At 44.7% G+C, this 19,921-nt stretch carries 19 protein-coding genes and 1 pseudogene; 9 read left to right on the forward strand and 11 right to left on the reverse strand.

Annotated features, from left to right (window positions below; genetic code table 11):
* Positions 1-27: 27 nt before the first annotated feature.
* The 6 genes from MHB62_RS05190 to spaC form a co-directional block, all read right to left on the reverse strand.
* On the reverse strand, positions 28-648 hold the full coding sequence (locus MHB62_RS05190) for an SDR family oxidoreductase (protein WP_032721250.1): 621 nt from the start codon (positions 646-648) through the stop codon (positions 28-30).
* Positions 649-686: 38 nt separating this feature from the next.
* Positions 687-812, reverse strand: a complete 126-nt coding sequence (locus MHB62_RS05195; protein WP_003245136.1) for a hypothetical protein — start codon at positions 810-812, stop codon at positions 687-689.
* A 104-nt stretch (positions 813-916) separates the two neighbouring features.
* The gene (gene sspB / locus MHB62_RS05200; RefSeq protein WP_003233287.1) at positions 917-1,120 is read right to left on the reverse strand and encodes a beta type acid-soluble spore protein SspB; all 204 of its coding nucleotides are present in this window, start codon (positions 1,118-1,120) and stop codon (positions 917-919) included.
* A 208-nt stretch (positions 1,121-1,328) separates the two neighbouring features.
* Positions 1,329-1,547 (reverse strand): YheE family protein, encoded by a 219-nt coding sequence (locus MHB62_RS05205; protein ID WP_010886462.1) that lies wholly within the window; start codon positions 1,545-1,547, stop codon positions 1,329-1,331.
* Between the two features lie 149 nt (positions 1,548-1,696).
* Positions 1,697-3,058, reverse strand: coding sequence for a spore coat associated protein YheD (gene yheD, locus MHB62_RS05210; protein WP_029726323.1), 1,362 nt, complete (start codon positions 3,056-3,058; stop codon positions 1,697-1,699).
* Positions 3,048-4,139 (reverse strand): spore coat associated protein SpaC, encoded by a 1,092-nt coding sequence (spaC, locus tag MHB62_RS05215; RefSeq protein WP_003233283.1) that lies wholly within the window; start codon positions 4,137-4,139, stop codon positions 3,048-3,050. The genes yheD and spaC overlap by 11 nt, the downstream gene beginning before the upstream one ends.
* Positions 4,140-4,405: 266 nt before the next feature.
* Between spaC and MHB62_RS05220 the strand changes: the two genes are divergently transcribed.
* Both MHB62_RS05220 and MHB62_RS05225 read left to right on the forward strand, forming a co-directional pair.
* Positions 4,406-5,539 (forward strand): DUF445 domain-containing protein, encoded by a 1,134-nt coding sequence (locus MHB62_RS05220; protein WP_029726322.1) that lies wholly within the window; start codon positions 4,406-4,408, stop codon positions 5,537-5,539.
* A gap of 92 nt (positions 5,540-5,631) precedes the next feature.
* Positions 5,632-5,985 carry a YlbF family regulator gene (locus MHB62_RS05225; RefSeq protein ID WP_003224239.1) on the forward strand — a complete coding sequence of 118 codons (354 nt, stop codon included), beginning with the start codon at positions 5,632-5,634 and terminating at the stop codon, positions 5,983-5,985.
* 43 nt (positions 5,986-6,028) lie between these two features.
* On the opposite strand, the gene MHB62_RS05230 is transcribed toward MHB62_RS05225, so the two are convergent.
* Positions 6,029-7,102: a DNA alkylation repair protein gene (locus MHB62_RS05230; RefSeq protein ID WP_015252449.1), complete on the reverse strand. Its 1,074-nt coding sequence runs from the start codon at positions 7,100-7,102 to the stop codon at positions 6,029-6,031.
* A gap of 485 nt (positions 7,103-7,587) precedes the next feature.
* On the opposite strand from MHB62_RS05230, the gene MHB62_RS05235 reads away from it, so the two are divergent.
* A complete protein-coding gene (locus tag MHB62_RS05235; RefSeq protein WP_003233277.1) occupies positions 7,588-8,454 on the forward strand; it encodes a Cof-type HAD-IIB family hydrolase in 867 nt (288 codons plus the stop codon).
* Between the two features lie 111 nt (positions 8,455-8,565).
* Positions 8,566-10,071, forward strand: coding sequence for a coproporphyrinogen III oxidase (locus MHB62_RS05240; protein ID WP_003245132.1), 1,506 nt, complete (start codon positions 8,566-8,568; stop codon positions 10,069-10,071).
* A 17-nt stretch (positions 10,072-10,088) separates the two neighbouring features.
* On the opposite strand, the gene khtU is transcribed toward MHB62_RS05240, so the two are convergent.
* The 3 genes and pseudogenes from khtU to khtS all read right to left on the reverse strand — a co-directional run bounded on the left by khtU (position 10,089) and on the right by khtS (position 12,211).
* Positions 10,089-11,306 carry a K(+)/H(+) antiporter subunit KhtU gene (gene khtU / locus MHB62_RS05245; RefSeq protein ID WP_003233272.1) on the reverse strand — a complete coding sequence of 406 codons (1,218 nt, stop codon included), beginning with the start codon at positions 11,304-11,306 and terminating at the stop codon, positions 10,089-10,091.
* A 6-nt stretch (positions 11,307-11,312) separates the two neighbouring features.
* The gene (khtT, locus tag MHB62_RS05250; protein WP_003233269.1) at positions 11,313-11,810 is read right to left on the reverse strand and encodes a K(+)/H(+) antiporter subunit KhtT; all 498 of its coding nucleotides are present in this window, start codon (positions 11,808-11,810) and stop codon (positions 11,313-11,315) included.
* A 63-nt stretch (positions 11,811-11,873) separates the two neighbouring features.
* Positions 11,874-12,211: pseudogene (gene khtS, locus MHB62_RS05255) on the reverse strand (K(+)/H(+) antiporter modulator KhtS).
* Between the two features lie 164 nt (positions 12,212-12,375).
* Here khtS and MHB62_RS05260 point away from each other — a divergent pair.
* Positions 12,376-13,143 carry an enoyl-CoA hydratase gene (locus MHB62_RS05260; RefSeq protein ID WP_003245167.1) on the forward strand — a complete coding sequence of 256 codons (768 nt, stop codon included), beginning with the start codon at positions 12,376-12,378 and terminating at the stop codon, positions 13,141-13,143.
* A gap of 20 nt (positions 13,144-13,163) precedes the next feature.
* On the opposite strand, the gene MHB62_RS05265 is transcribed toward MHB62_RS05260, so the two are convergent.
* The gene (locus tag MHB62_RS05265; RefSeq protein WP_015715596.1) at positions 13,164-13,349 is read right to left on the reverse strand and encodes a YhzD family protein; all 186 of its coding nucleotides are present in this window, start codon (positions 13,347-13,349) and stop codon (positions 13,164-13,166) included.
* Between the two features lie 126 nt (positions 13,350-13,475).
* Between MHB62_RS05265 and MHB62_RS05270 the strand changes: the two genes are divergently transcribed.
* The 4 genes from MHB62_RS05270 (at position 13,476) to sbcE (ending at position 19,853) form a co-directional block, all read left to right on the forward strand.
* Positions 13,476-14,372 carry an ABC transporter ATP-binding protein gene (locus tag MHB62_RS05270; RefSeq protein ID WP_003233262.1) on the forward strand — a complete coding sequence of 299 codons (897 nt, stop codon included), beginning with the start codon at positions 13,476-13,478 and terminating at the stop codon, positions 14,370-14,372.
* Positions 14,365-15,624 carry an ABC transporter permease gene (locus MHB62_RS05275; RefSeq protein WP_029726319.1) on the forward strand — a complete coding sequence of 420 codons (1,260 nt, stop codon included), beginning with the start codon at positions 14,365-14,367 and terminating at the stop codon, positions 15,622-15,624. Before MHB62_RS05270 ends, MHB62_RS05275 begins: the two co-directional genes overlap by 8 nt.
* Positions 15,625-15,730: 106 nt before the next feature.
* Positions 15,731-16,957 carry an exonuclease SbcCD subunit D gene (locus MHB62_RS05280; RefSeq protein ID WP_029726318.1) on the forward strand — a complete coding sequence of 409 codons (1,227 nt, stop codon included), beginning with the start codon at positions 15,731-15,733 and terminating at the stop codon, positions 16,955-16,957.
* Between the two features lie 4 nt (positions 16,958-16,961).
* The gene (gene sbcE, locus MHB62_RS05285; RefSeq protein ID WP_080287609.1) at positions 16,962-19,853 is read left to right on the forward strand and encodes a DNA repair/recombination ATPase SbcE; all 2,892 of its coding nucleotides are present in this window, start codon (positions 16,962-16,964) and stop codon (positions 19,851-19,853) included.
* Positions 19,854-19,921: the final 68 nt, after the last annotated feature.

Genomic DNA, 19,921 nt, shown 5'->3' on the forward strand with positions numbered 1-19,921 from the left:
CGTGTTTTGGGTTTTTGGTTTATGTAGTCAATAAGCCAGTCCGACACGGTATCCGACATACTTACCTGTAACAAGCTCACGATATAAAAAGTCCGCAGTATCGCCGACCGAAATGCTTGTGCCGCCCTCAGGCAAAACGTTACGCTCCGTACGATAAACGCCGGTTGCTGTTCCGTCCGGGAGGTAAGTGGGGCAGATGATTGTCCAGTCTAATGATGATTGTTTAAGCATTTCGTATACTTTTGCATGCTCCTTGGCTGCGCGGGTCTGCTTTCGTTTCGATTCATTTGTTTCAAACCGGTATTTTCCCGGTTCATGTCGAGAATCTAGGATCCCTGCGGTGCCGATCGTAATAAGCCGTTTGATATGCTGTTCCTCCATAGCGGAGAGAATGTGTGCCATAGCAGTTGACAAGGTATCATCACCATCTGTGCCTAGACAGCTGATCACGATTTCAGCATTCTCCATTATTTTTTTCACATCTTCTAAGCGGCGGGCGTTCCCCATAACGGTTCTGTCTTTTGAAAGGGGAAGATCAGCATGTTGAGATCTGATCAGAGCGAAAATATCAAATCTTTCATCTGCTGAGGCTTGTGTTAAAAAGGCTTGTCCGACGCGGCCGCTGGCTCCTAATAAAGCGATTTTCATCAAAAAACCTCCTCGCCTTTCATTATAAAAGGATGTTCTCAGTTTGAACAGCGCGGGAAAGAATACCTGTACAAATAAACAGAACGATGGGAAACATATTCATGAATCATGGATACACTTACGAACTGAACCAGCTCCCAATTCACAATGGTGATGAATGACACCCCGATTCCCTCCCTTTTTTTCTAGGATATGTGGAGCAGGAAAAAAGGGTGACAAAATAAAGAGAGCGCGGAAACCGCGCCCTCTATAGCCATATATTGAATTGTTATTGAACTCTGCCGCCCATTTGCTGCTGAGCGAAAGATACTAAACGTTTTGTGATTTCTCCTCCGACAGAACCGTTAGCGCGAGAAGTTGTGTCCGCTCCAAGGTTAACGCCGAATTCAGAAGCGATTTCAAGTTTCATTTGATCGATAGCCTGAGCTGCGCCAGGAACTAGTAAGTCATTTGATGAGTTTTGGTTAGCCATGTGTAAAATCTCCTTTTTATTTAGTATGGTTGGGTTAACTGGAGTTGCACCAATCTGTGAACCCTTCTCGGGTGTCACTGCCGCCTCGGCGTAACCCAATGCTTTGCCGGCTTGTTACTACGTATTATGTTAAAATTGCCGGAAACTCATGCGGAGAATTGTGTGGTAAATCTTGAGAAAGAAAAAAAGCTTAGCCGTTTAGGCTAAGCTAGTCATAAATATGAAAAAGCATCAGTTCATGTATCTCGTTTGTAAGAGCAGGCTCGTCAGCGCGGGCGGGAAACAAGTCTCCCCATTCAATTTCACCGCTCTTATGATAGATGCCTTCATAATGGGTCCCTTTATAATAAAATGAAATTTTCCATCCGGGCAGCTTTTCTTTTGGGAACAAAGGTTTCCAGCTGAAATGAGAAATCATTACGGCCACGCTCCTTACATTTGGTATCAATTGACCTAAATAAAAACGGCTTATGTTCATTGTATCATTGTTTCAGAACATCATTGAAGAGGCCTAAATATGCAGTTTGTCCCAGCTTTGGATAAAGATAAGCCCACTTTATTAAAAAAGCGGACAGGTTACGAAGGCCACAATGCTTCAGGAGATGTGATTGCCTTCTCAGATAAATATGACGCGTATTCAAAACTTCTTCGTTTTGTAAGAGAATCAACATGATGCAAATTTGGATGAGAAAAAATGCTTCGGCCCGGGCGCGAATTCGCTTCAAACATCCATACTTTACCGTTCTGATCAATGCCAAAATCGAAACCAATCTCCCCGATAAACCCCTCGATATGATCATGAAGGACATGGCTTGCAGTCAGTGCCGCTGCAGAAAGCTTTTTAATGACCTCAACTCTTTCAGCGGGATCATCGTATACTTCCGCAAGTGTCTTTACAGTGCCGCCGTTAGAAAGATGTGTTGTAATGCTGTTCTTTCCGGAAATTTTTACGGCGATTGCTGTCACTGTCCATTTTCCTTTTCTGTTTTTATTGGTATGGACACGGAAATCCGCTGGTTTGCCTTGAAATTCGATGAGATCAACACCTTGCTGAATGAGAAAGTCGGACGGGTTGTGATGTTTTTGAAATTCTGCAAGGAATGAGGCGGCATCGGAATAATCAATCGAAGTAAAAGTTTTGGCGTCATTCGTATGCTTTACCGTCAGGCCGTCATCTGTTCTTGTCAGCTGATAAATGCCGGTGCCGAGTGCTCCATTTGCCGGTTTGATATAGACTTTTTTGTATGCGCCACAGAGCTCATCAATCAGCTCCACAGACGGTGTCAGCTCGGATCTAGGCAAAAAGGGTGCCGTTCTCGGATCTTTTTCGAGCAATTGATGAACGTTCCATTTATTGAAAAACGTTTTATTAAACCATGGGATCTGATATTCATCGATCAGCCTCTTTTTTGTATGTTGCAAGAGAAGTGAATCTTCAATTTTTCGGTTCGGCAAACGGTCATAAACGACGTTCGGCAATGGAACGATTTTTTTCTCCCAGCCGTTTTCCCTGTAAAGGAGGCCTTCAATCGTGCCTTCCTCCCAATTGATTTGGTGCGCGCCAAAAACGAAGCAGTAGCCTCCGGCTTGCTCGTGTAACGTGACAAGCTTAGAAAAAAAGAGGGAACGATCCTTAAATGGGCGTTCAAGAGATACAGTAAACCCTGCCGTAAAGATGCCGACTAACGGCCCGATATGCACTGTATGATCATGAATCAGTATATCTGCCCTGCTTCGGTGGGGAAGCAAAAGCTCATGAAACAGATTTTCAGAGAGAAGCACGGTTTGTTCCAGATACCGTCTGTAAGCAACGTGGCATCTGACAACCTTCGTTCCGAATGCCGCATGCAAAAGTCCGTCTTGCTTCAGCGAAGAGGGCAGAAACAGGGTGTTTTCACTGGTTTTGTCTATGCCGATCAAAAACCGTTTAGGATTCACGCGGAAGAACTCCTTTCTGGCTTTGCTCAGAAAACAGATATTGGCAGCGCTTTAGGGGACAAGTGTACAGCTGTTCTTTTTGCTCGGGAGAGACACGCAGGATTGACTTTCTGCCTGGTTTAGAATTGATATCTAAAATCCAAATTCTCCCGTCCTTAGCAAGACATATATCAAGACCGAGTTCAAACAACGGCCCGTAGCGCTCGTCAAGATAATACGGAACTGATTGGGTAATCGAAAACACATCATCTAGTAAAACCACTTGCTGTTTTTTCGGTATATCTTCAAACCAGGAGTCAAATGTCAGCGCATCAGATCCGCCTGACAAATTGGCGAGCAGCCCGTGTTTGTATCCGCGTCTTACTGCCTTTCCGACTGTATTCCATTCACCTGCTTCGTTTTTTTCCATAAACAGGCGAATATCACAAGGGTATTGTTCCTTATCTTGAATGTTTAAGTAAGGCTGAAGCAAATATTGATGCTGAAGCACTTTTTTGCACCATGTCTTAAAAGAAGTCTGGTTGGAAAACGTTTTTGTCTGCTTATCCTTTCCGATGTGATAAGTAGCAGTGATGTTTTTCTTGCCCAGCTTCAAAAGAATCACGCCTCTGCCTCCCGCGCCGAATGCCGGTTTAAGGATGCAGGCTTTTTCTTTGGATAAAAAGGAGTGAATTTGTTCGTAGCGGTTCACCTTTATTGTTTCGGGAATATAGGGATTGATTACAGAGTGCTGCTGCAAATCGTGAAGGACGGTCCACTTATCGGGAAGACCCCGCCCGATAAATTCCGTTTTCGGATATTTTTTGAGCCACTCAACGATTGGTTTTGCTTTTTGGGAATGTGAATCCTTGCCGTAAAAACAGCGATCATAAATATAATCTGGAATCGCCATTTCAGTTTCGTTCCATGTGCTGCTGGCCGAATGATAGACCGATGCTTTGACACGCAAAGTGTCAGGTGAAATATCAAATGGTGTAAACCGGATGAAACGTATGCCGAATTCGGGTGCTCTTTTGGCCAGTTCTGCGGAATAATCCGCTTCATGCTGGCGGGATAAGGACATAAAACCGAGTGTTATCATGGTGAGACTCCCCCTTTTATTCAAAAGCTGCCGGCGGGTGTCCGCAGCTTTACACTAAATACATGTAAGACGAACGCAGCTGACGGTATTCTACTTTACAGAATACGATTCTCCACCTTGCCCTATTCCAAAAGAACAAGCTGATTTTCTAAGAACAGGAATTTGTCTCCTCGTTTGCTAAGTGATTGCATGAGCCTCTATAATACGTATAGGTACATAATCTATATGAAAAAAGCTGAAGCACAGATGGAGGAAGATGAATAGGAATGGGTATTGCAGGAACCTTTATTTTTATGATCGTGATCGGCGCTGCCATTGGAGCGGTGACCAATCATTTAGCAATTCAAATGCTGTTTAGGCCGTATAAAGCGTACTATTTGTTTGGGAAACGAGTTCCTTTTACGCCCGGGCTGATTCCAAGACGGCGAGATGAACTTGCAAAACAAATGGGACTGATGGTAGTCAATCATCTCTTAACCCCTGAAGGCATTAAAAAGCGGCTCGTCTCTGATGCAGCCAAAACGCAGGCTCTTCGAGTGGGGGAACAGCTGATTCAAAGGCTGTCACTTTCTGAAGTGACAGTAAAAGAAGCGCTTGAAAAAGCCGGGATAAAGCGCCCCGAAAAAGCTGCTGATGCATGGATCAGCAGCTGGACCGATGATAAGCTGAATGAGCTTTTCCGCCAATACGGGGACCAATCGTTAAAAGAGCTGGTGCCTATAGAGGTGCAGGAAAAGCTTGAGGATAAAATTCCGATGATTTCAGGATATATATTGTCACGGAGTGTCCGTTATTTTGAAAGTGATGAAGGAAAAATCCGTCTTGGCAATATGATTGATGACTTTTTAAAAGAGCGCGGCATGCTTGGAAGCATGGTGCAAATGTTTCTTGGCAATTCAAGCCTTGCGGATCGCGTGCTGCCGGAGCTGCTGAAATTCTTGCGCAATGAGGAAACAAATAAATTGCTTTCTGATCTCTTAAAAAACGAATGGGGCAAGCTGAGGGAGTATACGTTTAATGAAGCAGACGAAAAATGGAATGCAAAGGCGCTCATTTTCAGTTTGAAACGAAGAATGCTGCAAGCATTTTCGACTGCCCCTTTCTTCGACAATACGATTGGCACGCTTACCGTCCGCTATGAATCTGAGCTGACCCAGCAAATGCTGCCGGCACTGTTAGACAAATTGCTTGAAGGGATTTCGTCCAACCTTGAAAGTGTCTTAAAACGGTTGCGTCTTGAGGAAATCGTCAAGGAGCAGGTGGATCAGTTCCCGGTGGAGCGTCTTGAAGAAATGGTGCTGTCCATTTCAAAAAAAGAATTTAAAATGATTACCTATTTGGGGGGCCTTCTCGGCGGAATTATAGGCGCGATTCAAGCATTGTTTGTCATCCTTTTTTAAGAAGAAATGGTTTTTGATTAATGAAAGGATCTCCATAGTCTGTTATAGTGGAGTGGTATGTCAAACGGCAATGATGAAAGGAGCTATTTACAATGGCTGTTAATTTTTATGATGTAGCGTATGATCTGGAAAATGCATTACGAGGGAGCGAAGAGTTCACCCGTTTAAAAAACCTTTACGACGAAGTTAACGCAGATGAATCAGCGAAGCGCATGTTCGAAAACTTCCGTGATGTACAGCTTAGACTCCAGCAAAAACAAATGGCAGGAGAAGAGATTACACAAGAAGAAGTGACGCAGGCTCAAAAAACAGTTGCGCTTGTACAGCAGCACGAAAAAATTTCTCAGCTGATGGAAGCGGAGCAGCGCATGAGCATGCTGATTGGTGAATTGAACAAAATCATTATGAAGCCTTTAGAAGAGCTTTACGGCAGTGTTGAAGGCTAATAAGCAAAATCCCTTCTTGGATAAGAAGGGATTTTTTATTCATTCAGCAAACTTGGAAATCCAATGAATCTTTTACCTCTCCATTGATGATCACTGATAATGTATGAATTCCTTTGTAATGCTTTCTGGTGGTTAAATCCTTAAAGGATTGGATTCTTGTGTATGATTTCGTTTCGTTTTTTCGTATATTTGTTTCTGTTATTTTAAATACTTTCTGATGACGCTGGCCTCTTGCTTTTACAAAATCAATTGCGTACTCAATTCTTACTTTTTGATCCCTGTCTGAATGAATATAGAAAGAAAATTCAAGGCTTTCGCCAATAACTATACGTTTGGGCTGGCATGTTAAATCATGTAGTTGTATCGAATCAGCATTTTCATAACCAAAAAGCGCTAAGGCCTGTTTATCACCCTTTTTTAATAAGGTCCGATAGGCGTGTTTGATAATCCAGTCTGTATGGGGATGTGTTCCGTACCATTGATCTGCGACTTTTCTCAGTAAATGAGGATGCGTTTTTGATATATCATTAAGGTTGTTGGCCACGCTTTTTCTTACATATAAGGACTCGTCCTGCATCAGCTTTTCAAGGATCGGCAATACGGGGGAAGGGTCCGATTTCAAAGCCGGTATCGATTTTCCCCATGGCAGGCGGGGCCTGCTGCCTTCGCTCGCAAGTCTTCTCACGTGTTCATTTTTATGCTCAGACCATGCAAGCAATTGTGCAATCATCTTTTCTTGATCTAACAGCAAAAAAGGCCTTACAGCAAATTCTGAGGTCGAATATTGCGTAAAGTATTCCAATGCCTTTATTGATTCTTCCCAATGCGCTAACCCGTACTGTTCCACATAATCTGGAAATAAAATTCCGCTGAGTCCTTTAAAATGAGGGGCTGTATCCCGTAAAATTGTGAGCGCTTCAACGTATTGTTTTGGCAAAGTTTCGTATAAAGAAACTGTCACGCGGCGCATCCGCTCTTTTAAAGTGAGTTCAGGCCAGTCCTCCAGCCGTAATGTATCCAAGAATCTGTTTTTGTTAAAATCAGGATAGGATGACCTTACATGATGGATCAACTGAGATATCAGTTCTTCATTATATATTTCTTTTAAATCAGCCATATAAACACCGCTTTTTCGTTTATTATTTATATTGTATGGGAATGTACGTTCTGGATCAAGTGTATAGTCCTAAAAATTAACAACTGATCCTACCACGGATATACAAAAGTTGGTTACTTTTTTTAGTTAAAAAAACCCTTGTCATCGGAAAAGAAAACTGAGATAATAACATTGAAAGCGCCTACACTTACCTATTTCAAATGGATACGGTCGCATATCATGCCGTTATATAGAGGGGATAAGCAACAGAGAGTAAGTGTTCGGAGCGCATCATTGGTCAAACAAGGGGTTCCTGATACATGATTTTTCGTAAATCGAAATAACGATATTAGGGAGAATGGCTGCTTCGATCGTATCCTATCAACAAGCCATACATAAAGTCTGCTGAGCCAGGCTTTTTTTGCTTTAAGAAAAGGTTGTTCTAAACACAGAGACAGGGTCATATCCTATACACAAGTACAGTCATCAAGGAGGGGGACATCTCTGTGTCAAAACAATTGCTTGCCTTAAATATAGATGGAGCGCTGCTTCGGTCGAACGGGAAGATTCATCAGGCAACGAAAGACGCGATTGAATATGTAAAGAAAAAAGGGATTTACGTCACACTTGTGACCAACCGTCATTTTCGCTCAGCACAGAAAATAGCGAAATCGCTAAAGCTTGATGCCAAGCTGATCACCCATAGCGGGGCATATATCGCTGAGAAAATTGACGCCCCGTTTTTTGAAAAAAGAATTTCTGATGATCATACCTTTAACATTGTTCAAGTGCTGGAGAGCTATCAATGTAATATTCGGCTTCTTCACGAAAAGTATTCCATCGGAAACAAGAAAAAGGTGAATTCGAATTTATTGGGGAAAGCACTCATTCATCCGTCTGACCCGATCTTTTATCCAGTCCAGTTCGTTGAATCATTAAGCGATCTCCTCATGGATGAGCCGGTGAGTGCACCCGTCATCGAGGTGTACACGGAGCACGACATTCAGCATGACATTACAGAAACGATTACAAAAGCCTTCCCTGCAGTGGATGTGATTCGCGTAAACGATGAGAAGCTGAATATCGTCCCGAAAGGTGTCTCGAAGGAAGCGGGTTTGGCCCTCGTCGCTTCAGAGCTGGGCCTGAGTATGGATGATGTCGTGGCCATTGGGCATCAGTATGACGATCTGCCGATGATCGAACTTGCCGGTCTTGGGGTAGCGATGGGGAATGCCGTTCCGGAAATTAAGAGAAAGGCAGATTGGGTTACAAGGTCCAATGACGAGCAAGGTGTCGCTTATATGATGAAGGAATATTTCCGAATGCAGCAGCGAAAAGGATTTCTTGATAAGTTCCACATGAAACGTGTGTAAAAAAGCCGCTCGCGCCCTGACAGGTGCGGCGGCTTTTTTGCCGGATTGATTTTAGCAGTTTATTTCTGTACACTAAAGAAAGTTTTGAATCTGATAAATTAGGTGATGAAGTTGCAAATTAAAATAGAAGGCATACATGATGACCGCCTGCATCGGCCTCTGCAAAATATTGCAAATTTGTTTTATGAAGAGTGCGAGCTTGCGTATGGCGGAGAGGAGCCCGCAGATTTTGTCATTTCTTTAGCGTTGTCACAAACGGATGAGCATGTGACGGTTTCTGGAGAAGTGAAGGGTACTGGCATAAAGGAACAGCATACAAAATTCTTTTCTCCAGACATGACTGAAAAAGAAGCTTTTAAGCAAGTGAAAAACACAATTTCTTATGTGTATCTCAATCTTCTTCAGGCGCATACGGGCATTACGCAGAAGTGGGGAATCCTCACAGGAATCCGGCCCACAAAGCTGCTTCATAAAAAACTGCAAAGCGGAATGTCCAAGGAGCAAGCGCATGCTGAGTTGAAAAAAGACTATTTAATTCATGATGAAAAAATCATGCTAATGCAGGAAATTGTTGACCGTCAGCTGGCGGCAGTGCCGGATTTGTACCGAGTAAAGGATGAAGTCAGCATTTATATCGGCATTCCGTTCTGCCCGACAAAATGCGCGTATTGCACATTCCCTGCGTACGCTATCCAAGGACAGGCGGGCAGAGTCGGCTCATTCCTATGGGGACTGCATTACGAAATGCAGAAAATCGGTGAATGGCTGAAGGAGCATGATGTTAAGGTTACAACCATTTACTTTGGCGGCGGGACGCCGACAAGCATTACAGCGGAGGAGATGGATCTGCTGTATGAAGAAATGGTCCGCTCCTTCCCGGATGTGAAAAACATTCGTGAGATTACGGTGGAGGCCGGTCGTCCTGACACGATTACAGAAGAAAAACTCGCCGTTTTAAACAAATATGACATTGATCGGATCAGCATCAATCCGCAATCCTACGAAAACGAAACGCTAAAGGCGATCGGGCGGCACCATACGGTTGAAGAGACCATTGAGAAATATCATCTGTCACGCCAGCATGGCATGAATAATATCAACATGGACTTGATTATTGGTTTGCCTGGGGAAGGCGTGAAGGAGTTCAGGCACAGTCTTTCAGAAACAGAAAAACTGATGCCGGAATCCCTTACCGTTCATACTCTTTCATTTAAACGGGCGTCAGAAATGACGAGAAACAAGCATAAGTACAAAGTTGCCGGCAGGGAAGAGGTTTCTCAAATGATGGAAGACGCGGTAGCCTGGACGAAAGAGCATGGGTACGTGCCTTATTATTTATACCGCCAGAAAAACATTCTTGGAAACCTTGAAAACGTCGGATACTCTTTGCCGGGACAAGAAAGCATCTACAACATTATGATTATGGAAGAGGTCCAGACGATTATCGGAATCGGCTGCGGCGCTGCTAGTAAATTTATTGATCGGGATACAGGGAAAATCACGCATTTTGCGAATCCGAAAGATCCGAAATCGTACAATGAGCGCTTCGAGCACTACACGGACGAAAAAATCAAATATTTAGAGCAGATTTTTGAAAAAACGACAAAGCAGCACTGATTACAGTGCTGCTTTTTTTATCCCTGTTTTTTTGCGGGCTGAACCTCAGGCTTCCATTTAAATACCTTGTTCAGCAAGCGGTAAATTCGTTTTGATTCCTTTGTGACAAGCGGTCCCAAAATCGCCAGAATGAGGACATATAATGCGGCAAACGGCTTTAATGTGGCTGACAGTCCGCCGGCTATTCCGAGATTCGCAACGATAATCGAAAATTCTCCCCGCGATACGATCGTCAGCCCGATATTCGATGAAGCCTTATGAGAAAGCCCTGCGCGTCGTCCTGCCACCATTCCGGCGATAAAATTTCCCAGAATGGTCAAAATCACTGCACCCAACGCAAGCCAAACCGCTTCACCAAGCGAAAACGGATCGATACTGAGGCCGAAGCTGAAAAAGAACATCGCACCGAAGAAGTCGCGAAACGGAACAACGAGGTGTTCAATCCTATCGGAATGCTCTGTTTCTGAAAAGACCAAACCGAGCAGCAGCGCGCCGATTGCTTCTGCTACATGAATCGTCTCTGAAAACCCGGCGATAAAAAAGAGTGCTGCGAAAATGACGATAATAAACACTTCGTTTGAGCGAATGTCCAACAGTTTGTTCAACAGCGGCGGGAGTTTTCTTGCTGCGATAAAAAACAGCAGCATATAACCGAAGGCGATCAAAATGGACAAGAGTGCACTCCCTACGGATGTCGCATCACCTAGTATAAGGCCGGAAACAACGGACAGATATACGGCAAGGAAAATATCTTCAAACATGATGATGCCGAGAATCAATTCGGTTTCCGGATTGGCGGTTCTTTTTAAATCAACGAGCACTTTTGCGACAATCGCACTTGACGAGATTGTGATGACGCCTGCGAGGATGAGGACTTCCAGAAAGGAAAATCCGGTGATAAACCCGTAAAGCAGTCCGAGGCTGAAGTTAATCAAAATATAAATCGTCCCGCCGACCGCGATTGATTTTCCTGATTTGATTAACTTCCCGACAGAGAATTCGAGTCCGAGATAGAAGAGAAGGAACAGTACGCCCATTCGCCCGAAAAACTCGATGATTTCACTGCTTTGAATAAATGTTAGATCAATAATCCCCATTTTCGGCGCGTGCGGTCCAACAAGCATTCCCAGCACAATCAGAAACGGAATAATCGAAAATTTAATTTTATTGGCGATCACACTGGCGATTGCCACAAGGACAAGTGCAGTTCCGACTTCAAATACAAGATGGTCCATCGGGGCTCACACGCCCTCTCCAGAAAGAAAATCGTGAATCAGTTTCTTCAGATGCTTTCTCTCACCTGAGAGGACAAGGGTGTCATTTTCTTCAATAATCGAATCGGCTCCGGGATTTAGGAGTTTTTCCTGGTTGTGTTTGATAATGGCAATCACAGTGACATCGTAATTCTGGCGAACATCAAGCTCTCCGAGTGTGCGCCCGATCGATTTGGCGCCTTTTTCGACCTTAAACCATTCAATAATAAGATCGCTGAAGGCCATTTCGATGGACTCCAGAGCTTGCGGTTTATAGACCATGCCTCCGAGAATAGCTGCAATTTGCCTTGCTTCAGAATCATCCAATGAAATATTTGAAAGAAGCTCATCCGGGTCCCGGTCATTAAACCGGTAAATTTCCCTTCTTCCGTCATCATGAATGATAATCGTCATTTTTTCGTGGCTTCTTGTTTCGATTTCAAACTTTTTGCCGATGCCCGGCAGATCGTTTTCTTTAATATTCAATGAAAATCCCTCCGAATGTAGTGTTGGCAGTATGGGGTGAGTTACAAATAAAACTTGAGCAAATTATATTCGGAGGTAATTAGACTGGTATTTGACAGGGACGGCACAAGCCTTTTCCAGCCTGTTTATCAGCGGTTCGTCAAGTGGTTTGACAGAGAGATGCCTGACAGACTGTGCCAGCGGGCTGTACTCTTTGATCAGCTCAGCCGGGTGAATGCTGCCCGGCGACGGCGTTTTTGCCGATTGTGTTTCCTGCGGATATGAGGACATAGGCACATAGCTGTCAGTGCTTGCTTCAAACTGGGAAGGCAGAACCACGTCCGAAGGGGGAAAGTACACCATAAATAAACTTAACAGAAAACTGATCAGCAATTTATCCATGTCCTTTCCTCCCTTCTCATCAAGATATCCCTTCTTTTTCACTATATAAAACTTTATGTTTCCATTCAAACAATATGCATTTTTCAGTATCTATTGACCTTGAAAAATAAAAAGGTTTATTTGGGGATGGCGGGGAATGTATAGGAGAAAGAAAAAAGTAAGCGCATACATGGAGGTGCTTTTAATGGAGTTTGTTCAATATGCATGTAATGGGGCCGTTGCAGAGATTATCCTGAATCGGCCTGATGCCCATCACGCCCTGAATGAACAGATGCTGTCTGAATTGAAGGAGGCAGTCGAAATGGCGGCTGCAAGCGAGGCGCTCATCGTTCTCCTGAGAGGAAGCGGGAAAGGCTTTTCGGCCGGCGGTGATATCAGGATGATGACGTCAGAGCATGACCCTGACCAATTTAAACGGCTGATGGATACGATTGAGGCTGTCACCCTGAATTTATATCAGATGAAGAAAGTGACAATTGCAGCCATTCATGGTGCTGCTGCGGGACTGGGCCTGAGTTTGGCGCTTTGTGCGGACATTGTGCTCGCTGAAAAAAACGCCGTTCTCGCGATGAATTTTATCGGCATTGGGCTTGTTCCGGACGGCGGAGGACATTATTTGCTGAAGAAAAGAATCGGTGAAGCAAAAGCGAAAAAACTGATTTGGAGCGGAAAAAAACTATCTGCCTCGGAAGCTGCCGATATGGGGCTTCTTGATGGGACATTTGCCGGAGACCCTGCCGAAGGCGCAAGACCCATTATCGAAACCCTGTTGGCCTCCCCTCTTTTGGCGATGATCGAAACGAAAGGTATTTTTCAAAGCCTCCAAATTGAAGAACTGAAAAAAGTGCTATCCCTTGAGCGCAGCGCCCAAGAGAGAATGAGAAGGACCAAGGATCACCAAGAAGGAATCCGTGCCTTTTTAGAAAAACGGGAGCCGAAGTTTCAAGCGTAACAGATCAGCCGGAAAGCTGATCATCTGTGAAACAAAATCAGCTTTCCGGCTGCATTGACTAAACGATGAGTATGACTATGAAGCTCTTTTTCTTTTAAGAGGGCTTCACCATGCGTTTTTGCCGCTTCTTCATGTTCTGCCTCGAATCGCTCGTTTACCAGCGTGTTCCCCGAAGGATCAAATACGGTAAGGAAATAATCAGCCATCAGGTTTCTCCTCCATTTTAAGGTTTATCAGTCTTTCTTCATTTATATTCTAAAAAGGAAATCAAAATCCTTTATTATGCTTTATCCAAAATTAGTATATAATGGGTCAGGGAAGGAGGAGATTCAGTGCTTACAATTGATCACGTAACGAAGACATTTGGAGATTATAAAGCCGTTGACGGATTGGACTTAGATATTCCGGAACAGCAAATGTTCGGTCTATTAGGCGCAAACGGAGCGGGAAAAACAACAACGTTTCGCATGATCCTAGGATTATTAAGCATTACGGAGGGCTCAATCAGCTGGAAGGGCCGTCCTGTGAATTATCATATCAGCAACAAAATCGGTTATTTGCCGGAAGAGCGGGGCCTTTATCCGAAAATGAAGGTAAGGGATCAGCTCGTCTATCTTGCCAGATTAAAAGGGATGGAGAAGCGAGAGGCTGTAAAAGAGCTCGGGACATGGCTTGAACGCTTCAATATTACAGATTACGAGAATAAGAAGGTGGAAGAGCTTTCGAAGGGGAATCAGCAGAAAATCCAATTCATTTCGGCAGTTTTGCATAAGCCAGAGCTCCTGATTCTTGATGAACCATTCAGCGGCTTGGACCCTGTCAATGTTGAGCTGCTAAAAGAGGCCGTGATCTCGCTGAAAAACAGCGGTGTTTCTATTTTATTTTCAAGCCATCGGATGGAACATGTGGAGGAGCTTTGTGAGAACCTTTGCATATTGCAGAAAGGAAAACCGGTTGTACAAGGCAAGCTGAAGGAGATCAAGCGTTCTTTCGGTAAAAAGAATGTTACCATTCACTCCGATGACGATCTGCGCTTTTTGCAGTCCCATGAAGGCATTCTTCAATGGAAGGAAACGGCAGACGGCGTCAAGCTGCAGATTGCCAATGAAGACATTTCTCAAGAGATTTTTGCGATGCTCCAAGGAAAAGGGTTTATCAGAAAGTTTGAGCTTGAAGAGCCGTCACTGCATGATATTTTTATAGAAAAGGTGGGGGCCGTCTATGAATAAATTTTGGATCATGCTTTCTCATACATACAAAAATAAGATTATGGCAAAATCCTTTATTATTTCGACTGTCATCACGGTGCTGCTTGTTTTAGTTGTAACGAATTTGGAGTCGATCATTTCTTTGTTTCAAGGTGACGATGCGAAAGAAAAAATCGCCGTTGTTGATGAAACAAACGAATTATATCCGGTTTTTTCTAAGCAGATGAAAGCGGTGGATACAGACGGCGATCTTGATGTGAAGCTGTCGAAGCAATCGGAGGATGAGGTCACAAAGCAAGTCAAAGATGAATCACTTGATGGCATGCTCATCATCAAACGAGATGAAAAAGGGACCATTTCAGGAACATATAAAGCGTTAACGATTTCTGATGAAAGCACGTATCAAACACTGCAGCAGGCGCTGACGCAAACCAAAACAGCTGTCGGAACAGCGGAGCTCGGCGTGTCGCAGGAAACGATCAGCAGCCTTTATGCGCCCGTTACTGTGGGGCAGAAGGCGCTGAAAGAAGGGGCGAAGTCTGAAGAAGAGCTTGGCCAGACGGTAGGGCTTGTTTACATTATGCTGTTCGTCATTTATTTCTCGGTGATTATGTATGCCAGCATGATTGCGATGGAGGTCGCTACCGAAAAATCTTCGCGAGTTATGGAAATCCTGATCTCAAGTATGCCGCCGATCCAGCAAATGTTTGCAAAGCTGCTTGGTATCGGGCTTGTCGGGATCACACAGCTTGCTATTATTATAGGAGCCGGCTCTCTGTCGCTTAAGCTGAACCAAAAGAGCGAAACGGCTTCATCTGTCGGCGGATTCCTTAATTTGACCGACGTATCTGCAACCACTGTCATCTATGCTGTCATTTTCTTTTTGCTCGGATACTTTTTGTACGCGACACTTGCCGCGTTTCTCGGCAGTGTCGTCAGCAGAATAGAGGACGTGCAGCAAACGATCACGCCGATGACGCTTTTGGTTGTCGCCGGTTTTATGATCGCGATGTTCGGTTTGAATGCGCCTGACGCAGGATTTATTACGGTAACTTCATTTATTCCGTTCTTTACGCCAATGATTATGTTCCTGCGCGTCGGCATGCTTGATATTCCATTCTGGCAGGCGGCTGTCGGAATCGGAATCACACTGCTCACCATTGTCATACTGGCCGTTATCGGCGCCAGAATTTATAAAGGCGGTGTATTAATTTACGGCAATTCAAGCGCGTTCAAAGCGATCAAACAAGCGCTTCGTTTAGCGAAAAACTGATTGGAAAACAGCCTGGGGATTCTCAGGCTGTTTCTTTATTGACAGAACGTGCATTCGCAAGAATTCGGTGCTAAAATAAGGGTACTTCATCCTGGAAAGGAGCAGAATGTTGACTGATCTAACCTTTATTCATGCGGCAGATCTTCATCTTGACAGCCCGTTTTACGGGATATCGCATCTGCCGGAGCCGATTTTTGCCCGGATTAAAGAAAGCACGTTTGCAAGCGTGAGACATATGATAGACGTCGCAGTGAGAGAGCACGTTGATTTCATTTTACTTGCGGGAGATCTGTTTGATGAAGCCAATCGAAGCTTAAAGGCTCAGCTCTTTTTGAAAAAACAGTTTGAAAGACTCAGAGAGTGCGGGATTTCGGTATACGTCATCTTTGGGAATCACGATCATCTTGGCGGGGAGTGGACGCCGATTGAATGGCCTGAGAATGTCCATATTTTTTCGTCCGCTGTTCCAGAAGAAAAATCGTTTTTTAAAGAAGGCAGGCGCATAGCAAGCATTTACGGCTTCAGCTATCAAGCCAGAGCAGTGACGGAAAACCAAGCCGCCCGCTATCGGAGATCAACTGACGCACCGTTTCATATCGGCATGCTCCATGGCACGCTGTCAGGATCTGAAGGACACGATCCGTATTGCCCGTTTACACATGACGACCTCGTGAAAAGCGGGATGGATTATTGGGCGCTTGGCCATATACATAAACGCCAGGTTCTATCTGCCGAGCATCCGGCAGTCATTTACCCGGGAAACACGCAAGCACGCCATATAAAGGAGACGGGAGATAAAGGCTATTATCTCGTTCATGTGACAAACGGAGATATATCTTATGAATTTCAGAGAGCGCATGATGTCCTGTGGGAAAAAGCGGCGGTTGATGTGACGGAGGCAAAGAATATGACAGCCCTCTTCCAAATGGTGGAGGACACGTTTTCGAAGCTGCGGAAAAAGGGGAGCCCTGTTTGTGTAAGGCTTGTTTTACAAGGGACGGCGCCGGAATGGCTGCTGGAGGCGCCAAAAGGCACCTTGGATGAGTTTCTTGAAGCTCTTCAGGAACAAGAAGCGGAAGAGGAACATTTCGTTTGGCCTCTTAGATTGGACGATGAGACAGAAAACGAAGCAAACCTAACAAACCTTGATCCTTTTTTTGGCGGTTTATTTGAAGACATTGATCGCAGCGATCTGTCAGACGTGCTGGAAGGGCTTGAGCGGCATCCAGTGTATAGAAGGCACGCGGACCGGTTTAGCCAAGAGGAGGTAAAGGAAATAAAAGAGCAGGCACAGATAATATTGAAAAGACAGCTTAAGGTGCTTGATACATGAGGCGGTGACAGCTTTGCGAATTATATCTTTACATATCTACCAATACGGAAAATTTTCCAATCGGACCTTTGACTTTTCCGCCTCTCCTGTCCAAGTCATCTACGGATTAAATGAGGCAGGAAAAACGACGATGATGTCATTCATTGAAAGCATGCTGTTCGGTTTTCCGAAAACGAAAAAGTATGAACCGAAAACAGGCGGTGTCTACGGCGGTGTTCTTGAAGCTGAACATCCTGAGTATGGGGTGCTGAAGATCGAACGGACGAAAGGGACTGCCGAAAAACTAAGCGTGTACACAGAAAAGGGCGAAGTAAAGCAGGGAGATGTTTTAAAGCAGCTGTTCCAGGGCACAGACAGGTCGTTGTACAAAGCCATATATTCGTTCGACGTATTCGGGCTGCAGGAAATTCACGCCTTTAATCGGGACAAGATAGGGGAATTTTTGCTCTTTTCCAGCTTGTTTGGTGCTGAAGCCGTATCAAAGCTTGATTCAAGGCTGACGAAGGAAAGCGAAAGGCTCTATAAACCAAATGGGCGAAACCCTCAATTGAATCAGGAGCTGGAAACGCTTAAGCAGCTGGCAGTTAAGCTAAAACAGGCTGAAGCAGAGGAAGCGGGCTATCATCAGCTTCTCGAGGAAAAACGAACGCTTGAAGCCCGCCTTGCAGCCGCGGAAACCGAATTGAAAGAGACGGCGGGACATATCCGAATGATTGAGGGAGCGATTGAGCGAAAGCCGCTGCTAAATGAAAAAGCGACACTCGAACAGGTGATTGCAGAATTTCCGGAACACGCAGGACAATTTCCTGCTGACGGACTGCATCAGCTGGAAAAATATGAATCCCATCTTCACCCGAAATCAGCACAGCTTGAGGCGCTTCGGGTGAAGATGGCGGAGTTGGACAAACAGAGGCAAAAGCTTATCCCCGATAAAGAACTATTGGCGAAAGAAACGCTGATACAAGAGCTTTCGGCAGCGTTTCATATGTACCAATCCTGGGGAGAACAGCTGGCAGCCATTCAGGCACAGCTGCGCCAGACGTCTGCGCAGACAGCGGCAGGGCTGGAACAGCTCAATAAAACGGATGAAAATGAGCTCCTGAATATGAACACCTCATATGATTATGAATGGCAGCTTCAGCAAGCGGTGCAGCAATATGTACAGGCAAGAGACAGAAAACGGCAGCTTGACGAGACGTTTGAACTTGCCCGGCAAGAGCTGGAAGACGCGGAAAAGGCCGTTCGTGCCGCTTCGTCCGCGATTCTTGAAAACAGCCAAAGAAAAGATAAAGAAGCAGCTCTTAGAGCATATGATGAAACACAGGGGCAGCACCAAGAGCAAGCGAAGCTCAGAGAACAGCTAACGTTTTTTGAAAGACAGCAGGCTAAACAGAAAAAGACTGTCATTGCAGCTGGTATGTTGTTCATCGTTCTCTTTTCTCTGCTGCAGCAATGGATTCCCGCCATAAGTTTCGGCGCTGCACTTATTGTGTATTGGCTTGTTTCAGGAAAGTCGTCTTCTCGAAACAGCCGAGAGACAAGACAGCCCATGACGGATATTTCACCAGCAGAAGCTGAAATGCTTAGAGAAGCGTTATGGGAGGATGACCGCAATAAGCAGCACCTTCTCACACAGCGTGCAGCGCTCCAGCAAAAAGAGGCGGCGTATGAAAGGGTCATCCAGCAGTTTGAACAGTGGGAAGCCGAAATGGCGCCGTCCTTTACACAGGTTGAGCGTTTTATGAATGAGCTCGGATTTAAGGAAGATCCATCATTTTTGCTTGATGCATACAGCTTAATGAAGGATGTTAAAAAAGAAGTGAAGAAAAAGCATGAGCTGACCATAGAAGCAGGCAGGCTGAAAAAGCACCGGAGAACATTCGAAGAACGCGTCAGTATGCTTCTTCCCGTGAATCAGAGTCAGGATATCTCCATTTCGGACGCCCTTCACACATTGCGGAAAAACATTGAACGTGAAAAAGAAATTGAGAAGCAAAAAAAGGAAATTGAAACAGATATTCATTATACAAAGGAACAGATGCTTGAACTTGAGCAAGAAATACAGTATTTCCACGCACAGATTGAACAGTTATTTGCCGCGGCTGCTGCAAAAGACAGAGATGCGTTTTTTGCCATAGCCGCCATCAGCAGGCAATTGAAGGATACGGAGAACAAGCTTCATCACGTAAACGCACAGCTTCAAGGCGGGTACCCGGAGGAACTTGAACTGGCGGATTCCAATACGCTTTCTGAATTGAAAGATAAGCAATTTGTTGAGAATGAAAGAAAAGAGCGGCTGACTGAGGAGATCGAGCAGCTCCGCAGCCAAATCGCACTGCTCTCAGTCAAACAGGAACAATTAGAGGCTTCGGGAATGGTCTCAGACCTCAAGCTTCAAACCGAAATGCAAAAAGAACGTGTGAAAGAAACGGCTAAAAAATGGGCCTCCATACAAATGGTCAAACAGGTGATCAGAAACAAATTGGAGCGGCATAAAAAAATCGAGCTTCCGCGCCTTCTGGAGACGGCAGGAGAATTTTTCCGTCCTCTGACTGACGGAAACTACCAAACCATTTATTTTTCCGAAACGGATGATTCGATCATGGTTATGCATCGCGATGGCACTGTCTATCATGCGGAAGAGCTGTCACAAGGGACGTGTGAACAGCTGTATACAGCGATCCGCTTTGCTTTGGCCGTTACGCGCCAGGATGGGTCAAAGCTTCCGTTCCAGCTTGACGACAGTTTTGTTCATTTTGATCAGGAAAGGCTGAAACGTGTATTACATGTTCTGTATGATTTATCTGAAGGCGGTAGGCAGATTTTGTATTTTACATGCCATGAGCACGTAAAAGATGCATTTCATAGCAGCCAAATCATCCATTTGGTGTCATAAAAGAGGTTCTATAGCTGAAAATCGGTATGTGATATACTGGTATTATGTAAGATACGGAGGGAGCTTTA

Origin of the sequence: Bacillus sp. FSL K6-0255, from assembly GCF_045040725.1 — a bacterium.
Classification (GTDB): Bacteria; Bacillota; Bacilli; order Bacillales; family Bacillaceae; genus Bacillus; species Bacillus subtilis.

Excerpts from the sequence above, each read along its gene's own strand:
- MHB62_RS05190 (WP_032721250.1), bottom strand. The coding sequence starts at position 648 with ATGAAAATCGCTTTATTAGGAGCCAGCGGCCGCGTCGGACAAGCCTTT.
- sspB (WP_003233287.1), bottom strand. The coding sequence starts at position 1,120 with ATGGCTAACCAAAACTCATCAAATGACTTACTAGTTCCTGGCGCAGCT.
- spaC (WP_003233283.1), bottom strand. The coding sequence starts at position 4,139 with ATGATAACACTCGGTTTTATGTCCTTATCCCGCCAGCATGAAGCGGAT.
- MHB62_RS05220 (WP_029726322.1), top strand. The coding sequence starts at position 4,406 with ATGGGTATTGCAGGAACCTTTATTTTTATGATCGTGATCGGCGCTGCC.
- MHB62_RS05225 (WP_003224239.1), top strand. The coding sequence starts at position 5,632 with ATGGCTGTTAATTTTTATGATGTAGCGTATGATCTGGAAAATGCATTA.
- MHB62_RS05230 (WP_015252449.1), bottom strand. The coding sequence starts at position 7,102 with ATGGCTGATTTAAAAGAAATATATAATGAAGAACTGATATCTCAGTTG.
- khtU (WP_003233272.1), bottom strand. The coding sequence starts at position 11,306 with ATGGACCATCTTGTATTTGAAGTCGGAACTGCACTTGTCCTTGTGGCA.
- MHB62_RS05260 (WP_003245167.1), top strand. The coding sequence starts at position 12,376 with ATGGAGTTTGTTCAATATGCATGTAATGGGGCCGTTGCAGAGATTATC.
- MHB62_RS05265 (WP_015715596.1), bottom strand. The coding sequence starts at position 13,349 with ATGGCTGATTATTTCCTTACCGTATTTGATCCTTCGGGGAACACGCTG.
- MHB62_RS05275 (WP_029726319.1), top strand. The coding sequence starts at position 14,365 with ATGAATAAATTTTGGATCATGCTTTCTCATACATACAAAAATAAGATT.
- MHB62_RS05280 (WP_029726318.1), top strand. The coding sequence starts at position 15,731 with ATGTTGACTGATCTAACCTTTATTCATGCGGCAGATCTTCATCTTGAC.